Raw genomic sequence first — 250 nt, forward strand, 5'->3', positions numbered from 1 at the left:
ATCCATTGGTCATCGGCGATCCCGTGCGGCCGATGCCGATGACGGCGCGGGCCGCCAGCCGCTTCAGATTGCGATCGGACAGCGGCGCATCGGTGGCGATCACCACGATCACCGATCCGTCGCCCTGCTTGCGGTCCACCGCATCCTCCAGGAGATAGCCGCCCAGCCGCTGGCCCACTGGCAGGCCCGCGATCGTCAGCACACCGCCGTAATTGCTTTGCACCAGCACGCCGACGCGATAGCCGCCCAG

At 68.0% G+C, this 250-nt stretch carries 1 protein-coding gene; it reads right to left on the reverse strand.

The features are described 5' to 3' along the window. On the reverse strand, nucleotides 1-250 hold a 250-nt coding region (locus tag AX702_RS17285; RefSeq protein WP_197420667.1), incomplete at both ends, for a P1 family peptidase.

Source organism: Sphingomonas sp. CCH5-D11 (assembly GCF_001557395.1).
Taxonomy (GTDB): Bacteria; Pseudomonadota; Alphaproteobacteria; order Sphingomonadales; family Sphingomonadaceae; genus Sphingomonas.